The sequence below is a fragment of the Microbacterium lacus genome, assembly GCF_044794305.1.
GTDB classification, from domain to species: Bacteria; Actinomycetota; Actinomycetes; order Actinomycetales; family Microbacteriaceae; genus Microbacterium; species Microbacterium lacus_B.
Genome location: NZ_CP084996.1, coordinates 1,369,824 through 1,383,404 on the forward strand (window position 1 = coordinate 1,369,824; position 13,581 = coordinate 1,383,404).

Below are 13,581 nucleotides of genomic sequence, written 5' to 3' on the forward strand. Positions count from 1 at the left end.
AGGCAGGGCCGGGACTAAGGTAAGAGGTCGCCGATTTGCGTCGCGCGCAAGGTCAAAGGGTCGATCGCTGCTTGTAGAATCGGTGCCCAAAGATCGACCAGATCATCGCTGGAGATGGTTTTGTCGGTGAACAGACCCAGGAACCGCATCCCTTCAGCGAGTCCGACCAGCTGGCAAGCGACGATCGAAGCATGAGTGCGCTCGGCTGTCGTGTCTCCGATGAGACTCGCGATCGGAGCCACCCACGTCGCCCCGAAGTCCGCGCGCGCCTCTTCGGTGTCGGGAGCGTCACGCACTGAAAGCGCAATTGCAGCCCAGGGTTCGGGCCGATCCTCGTCGCGACGGGTTACCAACCGCTGCACAAGTACTCGACCGATCTGCGGGCGCGTCAGATCGAGTTCGGCGAGCGGCACGGAAAGGTGACCTGCCTCGGCGTAGAGACCCGCCTTGCTCCCGAACAGTTTCATGACGAGAGCGGCTGACACTCCGGCGGCGCTGGCGATGTCACGCACAGTTGCACGGGCGAAGCCTTTCTCGGCAAACTGGCGGCGCGCGGCGGCGAGGATTGCTTTGTTGCTGGTCTGGGAAGTCATGTCGTCGCGACGATCTCGACGGATGTGGACTGCACGCCCACGTGGATTTTCTGAGAGTGCGCCCACGCTTCGTCCGGGTCGATTGCCGTGAGGACGTAGGGGCCCGTCGGTGGAAGTTGCATCCGGTATCGGCCGCCCTCGTCGCAGCGAACCGACGACACGAAATGGCCCTCGGCTCGGTACAACACCACGATGATTCCGTCCACGGATCCCGTTGGCCGGGTTACGTAGCCAGATAGCGACAGTTGCTCCGAGATCGCAGCATCCCACTCCGTCTCGGCGTCCGCGACGTCGATCACATATGTCTGTGGTGCCCAGCCGACCGCGTTGGCGACTGCGAGATATCTTCCGGCACCGCGCAGTGCCGCTGAGTATCGCCCATTGAGGTCTGCGCGAGACCAGTCGACCGGGGTGCCGTCGAGGTTCATGAACGTGACGATAGCCGGATGTCGCGGCACGACATCATCGCCCAAGATTATGCGGCCGCGAATGAGAGCCTGTTCGCGCCCATTTTGGGCTGCCGTTTCCAGGCGCCGCCGCGTGTCTGCTGGGATGAACCCAGCGATGGCCGCGCCAATGAGTCCGCAGGCCGACGCGAGCCAAAAGCAGAGCTGAATCGCCGGCGCAGAGAGGAATTGGTGCCCGTCCAGAGACACCGACATCGTGGTCGCCAGCAACGCCAGGAAACCACTGCAGATTGACATCGCCAAGGAACGCACCAACGCATTGATGCCGTTCGCGGCCGCCGTCTCAGTCAGCGGCACCGCCCCCATTAGGATCGTCGGGAGCGCCGCGAATGTCATTGCAGTACCCACGCCTATCAGCATCGTCCCCGCGACGACAGTGAACAAAGAATCAGCGAAAAGCACTCGAAACACATATGCGAGCGCGAGGACGATATTGCCCGCGACAAGTACACGTCTGCCACCCCACCGATTCATCAGGGCTCCGGTGAGGGGCGCGATTGCAACCACGACAAGCCCGCCGGGCAGCATGACAAGCCCGGCACCGACGACCGAAAGTCCGAACCCATACCCGGTCCCGTGCGGGGCCTGAACTGCTTGCGTCGTGACGAGCATATTGACCATGAACGCGCCAGTCGCGAACAGTGTGGAGAGGTTTGCCAGCAGCACTGGCCGTTTGACCGCCGTTCGCAAGTCGACCATAGGGTTGCTGACCCGCAGTTCCAGCGGAACCCAGCCGGCAATCCCCACGAGAGCGACACCGATTAGGGCGGCGATCACGGTGATTTCCCAGCTACCGACCTTGGATATCACGACTAATGTCGCGGTCAGAATCACCGACAGCAGCACCGCCCCCGCGATATCGAAGCGCGCGGGGGCGCGCACCGGCGATTCATCCACCGCGAGGAGCACCCCGATGATGAAGGTCAGGCCCGCTAAGCCGCTGAACCAAAACACCGACTCCCAGCCGAACCACTCGTACAAAGCGCCCGACAGCGTCATTCCCACGGCTGCGCCGATGCCTAGGGTCCCGCTCATCAGCGCGACCGCAGAGCCGACACGCTCTCGGGGCAGTAAATCGCGCAACAGGCTGATGCCGATCGGGATCAACGATTGCGCAAAACCCTGCAAACCCCGCCCCACGATCATGGTCGGGTAAGACTCGCCGACCGCGACGACGAAGGAGCCGATCGTCATCGCCGCTAGCGCAACGACGATCATCCGACGCTTGCCGTACATGTCCGCCATGCGGGAGAGGATGGGGGTCGCAATCGCACTTGCGAGCAAGGTAATCGTGATGATCCACGATGCATCGTTCGGCGACACGTCGAGAAGATCGGGCATTGCGTGAAGGAGCGGAATCGTCAGCGTGAACTGCAACGAGGCCGCCATCCCGCTGAACGCCAACACGGCTACGGTCAGCGAGACGGGAACGCGTTTCGCTCGCGCCATCTACACCTCCAGGTCAGTGAACAACCGTTCACCCCAGTGTCAGAGAACCATGCTCCTCACCCTTCGGTCAAATGGGTTAGCACGGGACGTCACAAGACAGCGCATCTCGCCACGCCCGTTGGCAGCCATTTGGCCGCGCCATACCGTCGGGCCTGGGTTCGCTGTTGGGGGTGCAGGTCGGGGTGATTATCTCGGACACGCTGTCCGCGCCTGGCGCGAAGGGCACACCGAGACCGCGATCGGTGCCGCCGCCGTGCACGCCTTCGAAGACATGCGCGGGTAGACCGATGCTGAGCGTCGCCCGCTCACGGTGACGATGCCGTGCGTCGCCGCGAGCTGGGGTCGGCCCCAGATCTGGTCAAGGGAAGGCATCCCGCCGTCCCAATCGCGGTCGTGCGGCCGGAGCGACCTGGTCGGCGCACTGGACCTGCCCGGCGCACGATCGATCCTGCGCGAAGCGGAGCACGAAATGTTCCGACAGGACGTCGACGAGGCCCACGCCGACGGATTCGCCGCGGGCGCCGCATGCGCCCATCAACGCGACGCGGAGGCGTTGGGCTCCGGGCCGTTACCCGGGGAGTTCTCAGGCCATCGGGAATGGGCGTAGCCGGTCAAGGCCCGCGGGGCCGGACCCGCTCGTTCAGGAGTGCTTCCAGCCGCTGACTCTCCGCGACAGCCATCGAGTACTCGTGCTCGGGCGCAGGGTAGCGGTGGGTGCGCACGTCCTCCGCATAGGCGGCGACGGCGGAGATCATGGGTTCACGGAGTTCGGCGTACCGCTTCACGAACCGGGCGGCGCGGCCGTCGAAGATGCCGAGCAAATCGTGGAACACAAGAACTTGCCCGTCGGTGGCGGGACCGGCGCCGATACCGATCACGGGAATATCCAAGAGCGGCATCATGGCGTCGGTGGCGGGGCTGGGGATGGCTTCAAAGACCAGCGCAAAACATCCCGCGCTTCGCAGAGCCCGGGCGCTGCGAAAGACGGCGACCGCCTCCTCGGCAGTGCGGCCCTGAGCACGGTAGCCGCCGATTGTGGCGGCGGTCTGCGGAGTGAGCCCTACGTGCCCCATTACGGGAATGCCGGCGGCGACGATCGCTCGCGCCCGCTCGACTGAGGTGCCGCCTCGCTCGATCTTCACGGCGTCCGCGCCGGCTTCTTTAACGAAGCGCTGGGCGGTCGCGACCGCTTGCACATCAGAGACCTCGTAGGAACCGAACGGAAGGTCGGCCACCAGCAGCGGCGTACGCAGTCCGCGGCGCGCCGCCGCGGTGAGCATCAGCATCTCGTCCACCGTCACCGGCACCGTGCTGTCGTAGCCCAGCACCGTCATCGCGGCGGAATCCCCCACCAGTACCATGTCGACACCGGCGGCTTCGGCGATCTGGGCGCTCGGATAGTCGTACGCCGTAACCATGGCGATCGGCTGGCGCTTCGCTTTCAGATCCGTGAGGCGCGCGAAGGTCATCCGCGGCAGCGGGATCGAATGCGGCTGGGCACTCACAGCGTCGGATGTTTCCGTGCGGGTCGCATCAGTGCGCCTCCAGAATTCGGTTGTCGTTGAGTCGTGCGCGGCCCACCTGCGCGGCGACCGCCAGAAGTGCGCCGTCCCCGATGGTGTCTTGCGCGGCGAGATCGTGCACGGAACGCAGTTCCAGATATTCCGGCTCGACGCCGGCGTCAGTGAGCACCCCACGTGCCGCCTCGAGCACGATGGCCGCGGGCGTGTCGCTGTCGACGACGGCGGCCTGCGCCGCGTCGAGGGCGCGACTGAGCGCGGTCGCGCGCAGTCGCGAGGCGGGGTCGAGGTAGACGTTGCGCGAGCTCATCGCGAGCCCGTCCGGTTCGCGGATGATGGGGCAAGCGACGATGCGTACCGGGATGTCGAGATCTCGCACGAGACGGCGGATGACGAGCACCTGCTGCGCATCCTTCTGTCCGAAATAGGCCCGATCGGGCGAGACGATCCCCAACAGCTTCGCCACCACCGTCGCGACGCCATCGAAATGGGCTGCGCCTCGATGCAGCCCATCGAGCACCTCGGTGATGCCGGACACGTGGATGCTGGTCTCGAAGCCGTCCGGATAGATTTCCTTCACCGGCGGTGCGAACAGGATGTCGGCGCCGGCAGCCGCCGCCAGTGCGGCGTCGCCGTCCTCCGAGCGCGGGTACGCGTCGAGATCCTCGTCCACGGCGAACTGCGTGGGGTTTACGAACAGCGAGACCACGACCAGTCCGGTGTCGGCGCGGGCCTGCCGGATCAGGGAGAGGTGCCCCTCGTGCAGCGCTCCCATGGTGGGTACCAGACCGATTGTGAGGCCGGCCCACCTTGCATCGGCGGTGACGGCGCGGACCTCAGCGATTGTGCGGACGACTTTCATACGACGGCCCGGCTTCCCGGCCAACGAGCGGGTGCTCGCGGCTAGGGCGTCGAACAGGGGAAGAACGGTGGGCGCATCGGCGGCGATGGCGGATCGCTGCCGTTCGACGGTGCGTTCGTCGCCCCGCGTGATCGGGCCGGTGAGAGCGTCCTGTGGGCCTCGTTCTGCCCAGTTCTCGACGGTGCTGCGCACCAGCGGCGCAAGCAGCGCGCGGGCGTCGGTTTCGGTGAGACCCGAGGTGCCCGCGACTTGTTCGGCAGCTCCCAGCAGCGTCACCACGAAGTTCGACGCGAGGGATGCCGCGGCATGGTATCCGGCGCGGTGCTCGTCGTCGATCGGGAATGGGCACGCGCCGATCCGGATCGCCAGCTCGGTCGCAACCTGGAGCGCGCCGGCCGATCGTCCGGCGACCGCGCACCCGATGCCGCGGAACGCCTCGGGTCCCTCGCCGCCGGCGAACGTTTGCATCGGGTGCATCCCGAAATCGACACCCGACGTGACCACCGGGGTCGCGCCGGACACATGGCCGATCAACGCGCTGGTGGCGCCGAGCGTGACGACCACGCCGGCGATCTCCGCATCCGGCACGCAGATCAGTATGACGTCGGCATCCGGCACGACAGCTCCGCGCACGGTCGGACCGGTCACCGCAATTTCTGCCGCGCGGCACGCCGCCGCCAGCGCGCGCCCGACGCGACCGCGACCGACGATGGTCACGGTCGCCACGGTGAACGGCGGGGTATGGCTGGGTGCACTCATTCTGTTTTCGGTGACCGCGATCAGCCGTGACCGATCGCTTTCTTGAGCTGTTCGGCGACCCGATCCGGAGTTCCTTCACCGTCGACTTCCGTGACCAGGCCCCGTTCTGAATAGGCCTGGACGATGTGCGCAGTCTCGCGATCATAGATGTCCAACCTGCGTTCGATGACATCCGGGGTGTCATCCGACCGATTGCCGATCAGCGCGCGGCTGCTGAGCCGCGCCAACAGGGTCGCGCGATCAGCCTGTAGGAGCAGCACATGGTCGATGACCTGTGACTTCTTGGCGAGGATCTCGTCAAGGTCATGAACCTGAGCCAGGGTTCGTGGGTAGCCATCCAAGATGAAGCCGTTGGACGCGTCGGGTGCCTTTAGTCGCTCAGTTAGGACGGCCGTGGTGATCTCGTCGGGGACGTACTCACCGCTCTCGATAATGCTTTGAAGTTTGAGCCCGAGTGGAGTCCGTTTCGCGATCTGGCGTCGAAACATGTCGCCGGTGCTGATCGCAGGAATTGACAGACTCATGCTTAGCGTTCGGGCCTGGGTCCCCTTACCCACACCAGGCGGGCCCATCAGGATGACTTTAGACATTCGACTCCTAGTTTGGCGCTGCACTTCAGATGTTGAGGACGGCGGTCGCCCGACTTACGCAATTAGCCGACTACAGTGCGGCGCGAATGGGCACGGCGTTCATGCGCGCGAGGCGCAGCCAGGTCTCCACAACCGTGTCCGGGTTGAGCGACATGGATTCGATTCCCTGTTCGACGAGCCAGTCCGCCAGGTCGGGATGGTCGCTTGGTCCCTGGCCGCAGATGCCGACGTACTTGCCGGCGCGGGCGCAGGCTTCGATGGCCATCGAGAGCATCTTGAGCACGGCGGGGTCGCGTTCGTCGAACGTCGCGGCGACCAGGGCAGAGTCACGGTCGAGTCCGAGCGTGAGCTGGGTCATGTCATTGGACCCGATGGAGAAGCCGTCGAAGTACTCGAGGAACTCATCGGCAAGGACCGCGTTCGAAGGCAGCTCGCACATCATGATGACCCGCAGGCCGTTCTCGCCGCTGCGGAGGCCGTTCTCGGCGAGCAGCTCAATGACGGCGGCGGCTTCGCCGAGGGTGCGTACGAACGGCACCATGATCGCGATGTTGGTGAGCCCCATCTCGTCGCGGACAAACCGCAGCGCCTCGCATTCCATGTCGAAGCACGCGCGGAAGTCCTCAGAGATGTACCGGGCGGCTCCCCGGTAGCCGATCATCGGGTTTTCCTCGTGCGGCTCGTACAGCTCGCCGCCGAGAAGGTTGGCGTACTCGTTGGATTTGAAGTCCGAGAGGCGCACGATCACCGGTTCGGGGGCGAACGCGGCCCCGAGCATCGAGACCCCTTCGGCGACGCGTTTGACGAAGTACTCGCGTGGTGAGGCGTACGCGCTGATCCGTTCGGCGATCTCCTCGCGCAGCGGCGATGCGAGCGTGTCGAATTCCAGCAGTGCACGGGGATGGATGCCGATCTGCCGGTTGATGACGAATTCCAGTCGCGCCAGTCCGACTCCCCGGTTGGGCAGTTTGGAGAACGAGAACGCCTGGTCGGGAGTACCCACGTTGAGCATGATCTTCACCGGACTCTCCGGCATCGCGTCGAGCTGCGTGACCAGCTCTTCGAATTTCAGGATGCCCTGGTAGACGAAGCCGGTGTCGCCCTCCGCACACGACACTGTGACTTCCTGGCCGTCGTGCAATACGCGAGTGCCGTCGCCGGTGCCAACCACTGCAGGGATGCCGAGTTCGCGCGCGATGATCGCCGCGTGACAGGTGCGGCCGCCTCGGTTGGTGACGATCGCGGAGGCGAGCTTCATGATCGGCTCCCAGTCGGGATCGGTCATGTCGGCCACCAGCACGTCGCCAGCCTGAAACTGGTCCATCTGCGCGATCGAGGTCATGACCCGCACCGGGCCGGCGCCGATCTTCTGACCGATGGCACGACCTTCGGCGGCGATGTCACTGGTGCCTTCGAGCACGAACCGGCGCATCACGTTCCCGTCAACGCGGGAGACGACCGTTTCGGGGCGGGCCTGCAGGATGTAGAGCTCGCCGTCGATGCCGTCCTTGCCCCATTCGATGTCCATCGGCCGGCCGTAGTGCTCTTCGATGACCAGCGCCTGCCGTGCCAGTTCCTCGACTTCAGCATCCGTGATGCTGAATCGTGACCGATCCGCCAGCGGCGCATCCGTGAACAGGGTGCTGCCGCCCACGTGGCGTCCGTGCGCGTAGACCATCTTCACGGCCTTCTCCCCCACCGATCGCTTCAGGATCGCCGGGCGGCCCGTCTTGAGGGCCGGCTTGTAGACGTAGAACTCGTCAGGATTCACAGCGCCCTGCACGACCGCCTCGCCGAGCCCGTACGAGCTGGTGATGAACACGGCCTGGTCAAAGCCCGACTCAGTGTCGACGGTGAACAGCACGCCGGAGGCGCCGATATCCGATCGCACCATCCGCTGCACGCCCGCCGACAGCGCGACGTCGTGGTGGTCGAAGCCGTGGTGCACGCGGTAGGCGATCGCCCGGTCATTGTACAGCGATGCGAAGACGTTGCGGATCGCGAGCAAGATGTTTTCGATGCCGCTGATATTGAGGAAAGTTTCCTGCTGACCGGCGAAGGACGCGTCCGGAAGGTCCTCAGCAGTCGCGCTGGAACGCACCGCCCACGAGACGAACTCCGGTTGGGGATCGCCCGCGACCAGGCGCGTGTACGACTCCCGAATCGACTTCTCGAACCCCAGCGGAAACGGCTGTGCCATGATCCAGTCCCGCACGTTCGCGCCCACCCGGGCCAGTTCGGACACGTCGGACACGTCGAGAGCCTCGACCGTTCGCCTGATGCGGTCATAGAGGCCGTTCGCAGCGAGGAAGTCGCGATAGGCGTCGGCGGTGGTCGCGAAGCCGCCAGGCACGCGGACCCCGGCTCCGGACAGGTTCGAGACCATCTCGCCGAGGGAGGCGTTCTTGCCGCCGACCTGGGCGATGTCCGCCATGCCGACCTGGTCGTACCAGAGGATGTTCGTCATGCGTGCTCCTTGTGGGTGATCTCGGGGAAGGGAGAGGAATGGGATTTAGCTGCGCAAGCGCATTGACTGCATGATGACCGCCGACATCTCCTCGACCGACTTGGTCGAGGAGTTCAGGAACGGCACCCGGTTCCGGCGATAGAGGTCCTCCGCGCGACGGAGTTCGAGGGTGCACTGCGCCAGGCTGGAGTACACCGAGTTCGGGCGTCGCTCATGCCGCACCTGACTCAACCGCAACGGGTTCGTGGTGAGCCCAAAGCACTTCGCCGCGTGCCGATTGACCGACCCCGGGAGACCGTCGGTAGGGAAATCGTCATCTGTGAGGGGGTAGTTGGCCACCAGCAGCCCGTACTGCAGGGCGAGATACATCGTCGTGGGTGTCTTCCCGCAACGAGACGGAGCGATGATAATCACATCGGCGATATCCAGAGCACGGCCGCTCTGGCCGTCGTCATGCTCAATCGCGTACTCGACCGCACGCATCCGGGCGAAGTAGCGATCGATATCACCCACCCCGTGAAACTGACCGAGCTGCTCCGACCGGCTAGTGCCCAACGCGACCTCGAGCTCGGTGAGATGTCCGCTGAGAAGGTCGACCAGCACGGACCCCGGGACGTCTAGCGCGCTGCGAATATCTGCCGACTTGACCGTCGTGAAGACGACCGGCTGCGCACCCGAATCGATCACCCGCTGGATGTCGAGCGAGACGGCTATCGCTCCATTGACGCTGTCGACGAACGGAATGGTGTGCCGGACGAACAACATCCCGGGAAAGTTGGCCAGGAGAGCGCTTCCAAGCGTCTCGGCCGTGATGCCGGTGCTGTCGGAGATGAAGAAGGCTGTCCGCGGCAGGGAGGGGGCGCCGCTTGCAGCCACGGGATTGGCTGGCGGACTCGGCGCCATAGGGTTCTCGGCTCTCTGCTTGTAATAGGAGATGGTCAGAGGATACGTAGATTTGATCCGCTCTTATTTGCAACAGAAGTGATAAAATCGCGCAAAATTGGCCAGCGAGAAAGGTTCGCCGCCTGCTCGAACCGGTCGGATCACGCCGGCCATCGTGCGATCGGAATAGGGCGTTGGTCGGTGAATGACTCATTCCCAAGGCTGCGGTGTCAGTTGCGCACGGAGGTTGTACGCGTGAGTTTCGGCGGGGACGCCGCCGCAACTGCCCATGGGGCGGGCGGCGCCAGCCACGATGACCACCTTTTCTACCGTCATTCTTCCGCCACTTCCTCCGGTCGCTTGAGCGCGTCGATAGCAGCGGTGTCAGGAACGTAGCTGTTGATGTGCCGTTCCTCGGGGCCGTTGTAGGCCGACAGCGGGCGGATGAGCGCGTTGGATGCCGCCTGCTCCACGATGTGCGCCGTCCACCCCGTGATACGCGCAGCAACGAAGATTGGGGTGAAGGTCAAGGTGTCGAAGCCCATCAGGTTGTAAGACGGACCTGACGGGTAGTCCAGGTTCGGGTAGATCCCTTTGCGTGAGACGAACTCCGACTCGAGCGAGTCGTAGAGCGCCGCGAGGTCGCGCGCGCCGTAGTGCTCGACGAGGGTGTCGAGCGCGACCTTCATAGTGGGAACGCGCGAGTCGCCCCGCTTGTAGACGCGGTGGCCGAACCCCATGATCTTGCGCTTCTCGGCGAGGGCGGTATCGAGCCACGGCCCGACATTCGAGGCTGTGCCGATCTCGTCAAAGATGTGCATGACCGCCTCGTTGGCGCCGCCATGCAGCGGCCCCTTGAGTGCGCCGATCGCGCCGACGACCGCGGAGTATAGATCCGCCATCGTGCTCGTGATCACACGGGCGGTGAAGGTCGACGCGTTGAACGAGTGCTCCGCGTACAGGATCATCGACACGTTGAAGGCGCATGCGACGACCGGGTCGGGCACGTCGCCGAAGGTCATCCAGAGGAAGTTCTGCGCGTAGTCGAGGTCGTCGCGCGGGTCGACGATGCCCAGCCCATGACGGCGCCGCTGGTCGTACGCGACCATCGCAGGCAGCTTCGCGAACAGGCGCCGCGACTTCACGAGGTCCGACTCGCGCGAGTTGTCGTACGCTGCCGGATCCGACGCGCCGACGAGCGACACCGCGGTGCGGATGACATCCATCGGGTGGGCGTCCAGCGGAATGAGGTCGATCGCCTGGCGGACGTTGTCATCGAGTGTGCGGTTCGCGCGCTCCTCGGCCACGAGCGCCGCGAGCTCGTCCTCGGTCGGCAGCTCGCCGTACCAGAGCAGGTAGGCAACGGCCTCGAATGGCTGCGTGGCGGCCAGCTCCTGCACTGGGTAGCCGCGGTAGAGCAGGCTGTTGGTCTCGGGGTTCACCTTGGACACCGCGGTGTAGTCGACCGTGACCCCCGCGAGGCCCTTCTTGATCTCGATGTCTGTCATGTCTCTGCTTCCTGAGGAGGTTCAGCGGGCGATCTGGAAGTTGAACACAGAAGTGTCGAAGTGGTTGTAGTCCTCGTAGTCGATCAGGTCGTACAGGTCGGCGCGGTGCTGCATCTCGCCCAGCTTCGAGGTCAGATGGCCGTCGGCGTCCAACGCGTCCAGACCGCGGCCCGCCGCGCCCATCGCGATCCGCAGCAGCGAGACCGGCCAGATAACGATGTTGATCCCGACGCCGCGCAGCTGATCGACCGAGAACAGCTCGCTCTTGCCGAACTCGGTCATGTTGGCAAGGATCGGCACGTCCACGGCCTCCCGCACCGCGGCGAATTCGTTTAGGTCGCGCATGGCCTCGGGGAAGATCGCATCGGCGCCGGCATCCACCAGCGCCTTCGCACGGTCGATCGCGGCGTCGAGGCCGTCCACCGCCCGGATGTCGGTGCGCGCCATGATCAGGAAATTTGGGTCGCGCCGCGCGTCGACCGCCGCGCGGATGCGTTTGATCGCGGTGTCCTCGTCGACCACGGACTTGCCGTCGAGGTGACCGCACCGCTTCGGGTTGATCTGGTCCTCGATGTGCGTGCCGGCAAGCCCGGCATCTTCGAGCGTCTGGATCGTCCGGGCGACGTTCATCGGCTCACCGAAGCCAGTGTCGGCATCGATGATCGCGGGCAGCTCGATCGTCCGCGCGATCTGCTGACCGCGACCGGCGACCTCGGTGAGGGTCGTGAGTCCGATGTCGGGAAGCCCCAGGTCGGCGGCGAGCACCGCACCCGAGATGTAGACGCCCTCGAAGCCCTTGCGCTCGATGAGCTTCGCGCTCAGCGGGTTGAAGGCGCCCGGCATCCGCAGCAGCTCACCCGAGGCGAGCCGCTCGCGGAACAGCCGGCGCTTCTCGGCGGCGGGAGTCTGTGCGTACAGCATCAGAACAGCCCCTTCGGGGCCGGAGCTCCAGCCAGCACGCGGTGCTCGGCGACGATCGTGAGCTCGCCGACCTCGGCGGGTGTGAGCTCGGGCAGACGCTGGGCGAGGTCGAGGAATCGCTCGATCTCCTCCGGCGCGAGCACGGGCTCGGCGAGGATCCGGAACTTGCGGATGTAGTCCTCACGGGCGAACGGCCGGGCACCCAGCGGGTGCGCATCGGCGACAGCGATCTCATCGTTGATCTCGCGCCCGTCGGTGAAACGGATGACAACGCGGCCGCCGAAGGCCTTCTCGTTCGGGTCGTCGGAGTGGTAGCGGCGCGTCCACTCGTCGTCCTCGGCCGTGGTGACCTTATGCCAGAGCGCGACGGTGTCCTCTCGGCCGGCGCGCTCGGGCGCGTAGGAGTCGACGTGGTGCCACGTGCCGTCCTGCAGCGCCACCGTGAAGATGTACGGGATCGAGTGGTCGAGCGTCTCGCGCGATGCCGTGGGGTCGTACTTCTGCGGGTCGTTCGCGCCCGAGCCGATCACGTAGTGCGTGTGGTGGCTCGTGTGCAGGACGATCGACTCGATGTTCTCCGCACTCCCCGGTCCCTGAGCCTGTCGAAGGGCTGGGTTCTCGTTGTGCAGCTTGCGGGCCAGATCGATCCACGCCTGCGCCTGGTATTCGGCGGAGTGCTCTTTGGTGTAGGAATCGAGGATGCCGCGCTTGGGCTCCCCCTCGGCCGGCAGGGGCACTTCATAGGCGGCATCGGGACCGTCCAGCATCCACGCGACCACGCCGTCTTCGCCTTCGTAGATCGGCGACGGGCTGGTCTCGCCGCGCATCGCGCGGTCGACGGCTTCCACGGCCATCTTCCCCGCGAACGCGGGTGCATGCGCCTTCCAGGTCGAGATCTCGCCCTTGCGCGACTGCCGGGTGGCCGTGGTCGTGTGCAGGGCCTGACCGACGGCCTGGTAGATCGTCTCGGTGGGAAGGCCCAGGAGCGTGCCGATGCCGGCCGCGGCCGATGGACCGAGGTGGGCGACGTGGTCGATCTTGTGCTTGTGCAGCGAGATCGCCCGCACCAGGTCGATCTGGATCTCATAGCCGGTCGCGATGCCGCGCACGAGCGCCCGTCCGTCGGAGCCGACGTGCTGGGCGACCGCGACGATCGGCGGGATGTTGTCGCCGGGGTGCGAGTACTCGGCGGCCAGGAACGTGTCGTGGTAGTCGAGTTCGCGCACCGCGACGCCGTTCGCCCACGCGGCCCATTCGGGGCTCGTGCGACGCTCGACCGCGCAACCGAAGACGGTCGACCCCTTGCCGCTCACCGAGACGGCGTGGTCGAGCGCCTGCTGGCGCGCAGCGCTCACGGGTGCCCGGCTAAGGGATGCCGCCGCCACGGCGGCGTTGTCGATCACGCGGTTGATGATCATGTCGACGACTTCGGGCTCGACCTCGACCGGGTCGGTCGCGACCTCGGCGATGCGCCATGCGAGCTGACCCTTGCGGGCGAGGTGCTCGTCGCTGCGGTGGACGCGGAGGTGGTGGGTGACGGTCATGCTGCTCCCTGTTCGGTGC

The 13,581-nt window shown here is 65.5% G+C and carries 10 protein-coding genes; all 10 read right to left on the reverse strand.

From position 1 onward, the window contains the following. Positions 1-14 precede the first annotated feature (14 nt). The 10 genes from LG299_RS06705 to LG299_RS06750 all read right to left on the reverse strand — a co-directional run bounded on the left by LG299_RS06705 (position 15) and on the right by LG299_RS06750 (position 13,562). Positions 15-593 (reverse strand): TetR family transcriptional regulator, encoded by a 579-nt coding sequence (locus tag LG299_RS06705; protein ID WP_404434266.1) that lies wholly within the window; start codon positions 591-593, stop codon positions 15-17. Further along, entirely contained in the window at positions 590-2,509 is a 1,920-nt protein-coding gene (locus LG299_RS06710) for an MFS transporter (protein ID WP_404434267.1), read from the reverse strand. Before LG299_RS06710 ends, LG299_RS06705 begins: the two co-directional genes overlap by 4 nt. A gap of 611 nt (positions 2,510-3,120) precedes the next feature. Further along, complete coding sequence (gene panB / locus LG299_RS06715; protein WP_404434268.1) at positions 3,121-3,978, reverse strand: 3-methyl-2-oxobutanoate hydroxymethyltransferase; 858 nt, start codon at positions 3,976-3,978, stop codon at positions 3,121-3,123. A gap of 64 nt (positions 3,979-4,042) precedes the next feature. Further along, positions 4,043-5,650, reverse strand: a complete 1,608-nt coding sequence (gene panC / locus LG299_RS06720) for a pantoate--beta-alanine ligase (RefSeq protein WP_404434270.1) — start codon at positions 5,648-5,650, stop codon at positions 4,043-4,045. A 20-nt stretch (positions 5,651-5,670) separates the two neighbouring features. Further along, positions 5,671-6,240: an adenylate kinase gene (locus LG299_RS06725; RefSeq protein WP_404434271.1), complete on the reverse strand. Its 570-nt coding sequence runs from the start codon at positions 6,238-6,240 to the stop codon at positions 5,671-5,673. A gap of 70 nt (positions 6,241-6,310) precedes the next feature. Next, positions 6,311-8,707, reverse strand: coding sequence for a phosphoenolpyruvate synthase (gene ppsA, locus LG299_RS06730; RefSeq protein ID WP_404434272.1), 2,397 nt, complete (start codon positions 8,705-8,707; stop codon positions 6,311-6,313). A gap of 45 nt (positions 8,708-8,752) precedes the next feature. Then, on the reverse strand, positions 8,753-9,610 hold the full coding sequence (ppsR, locus tag LG299_RS06735) for a pyruvate, phosphate dikinase/phosphoenolpyruvate synthase regulator (RefSeq protein WP_404434274.1): 858 nt from the start codon (positions 9,608-9,610) through the stop codon (positions 8,753-8,755). Between the two features lie 311 nt (positions 9,611-9,921). Next, the gene (locus LG299_RS06740; RefSeq protein ID WP_404434275.1) at positions 9,922-11,097 is read right to left on the reverse strand and encodes a bifunctional 2-methylcitrate synthase/citrate synthase; all 1,176 of its coding nucleotides are present in this window, start codon (positions 11,095-11,097) and stop codon (positions 9,922-9,924) included. A gap of 21 nt (positions 11,098-11,118) precedes the next feature. Beyond that, positions 11,119-12,018, reverse strand: a complete 900-nt coding sequence (gene prpB, locus LG299_RS06745; protein ID WP_404434276.1) for a methylisocitrate lyase — start codon at positions 12,016-12,018, stop codon at positions 11,119-11,121. Continuing rightward, on the reverse strand, positions 12,018-13,562 hold the full coding sequence (locus LG299_RS06750; RefSeq protein ID WP_404434277.1) for an MmgE/PrpD family protein: 1,545 nt from the start codon (positions 13,560-13,562) through the stop codon (positions 12,018-12,020). The genes prpB and LG299_RS06750 overlap by 1 nt, the downstream gene beginning before the upstream one ends. Positions 13,563-13,581 lie beyond the last annotated feature (19 nt).

What these genes read in the sequence shown, in the direction of transcription:
- ppsA (WP_404434272.1), bottom strand. Translation starts at nt 8,707, where the DNA reads ATGACGAACATCCTCTGGTACGACCAGGTCGGCATGGCGGACATCGCC.
- LG299_RS06710 (WP_404434267.1), bottom strand. Translation starts at nt 2,509, where the DNA reads ATGGCGCGAGCGAAACGCGTTCCCGTCTCGCTGACCGTAGCCGTGTTG.
- prpB (WP_404434276.1), bottom strand. Translation starts at nt 12,018, where the DNA reads ATGCTGTACGCACAGACTCCCGCCGCCGAGAAGCGCCGGCTGTTCCGC.
- panB (WP_404434268.1), bottom strand. Translation starts at nt 3,978, where the DNA reads ATGACCTTCGCGCGCCTCACGGATCTGAAAGCGAAGCGCCAGCCGATC.
- ppsR (WP_404434274.1), bottom strand. Translation starts at nt 9,610, where the DNA reads ATGGCGCCGAGTCCGCCAGCCAATCCCGTGGCTGCAAGCGGCGCCCCC.
- LG299_RS06725 (WP_404434271.1), bottom strand. Translation starts at nt 6,240, where the DNA reads ATGTCTAAAGTCATCCTGATGGGCCCGCCTGGTGTGGGTAAGGGGACC.
- panC (WP_404434270.1), bottom strand. Translation starts at nt 5,650, where the DNA reads ATGAGTGCACCCAGCCATACCCCGCCGTTCACCGTGGCGACCGTGACC.
- LG299_RS06740 (WP_404434275.1), bottom strand. Translation starts at nt 11,097, where the DNA reads ATGACAGACATCGAGATCAAGAAGGGCCTCGCGGGGGTCACGGTCGAC.
- LG299_RS06705 (WP_404434266.1), bottom strand. Translation starts at nt 593, where the DNA reads ATGACTTCCCAGACCAGCAACAAAGCAATCCTCGCCGCCGCGCGCCGC.
- LG299_RS06750 (WP_404434277.1), bottom strand. Translation starts at nt 13,562, where the DNA reads ATGACCGTCACCCACCACCTCCGCGTCCACCGCAGCGACGAGCACCTC.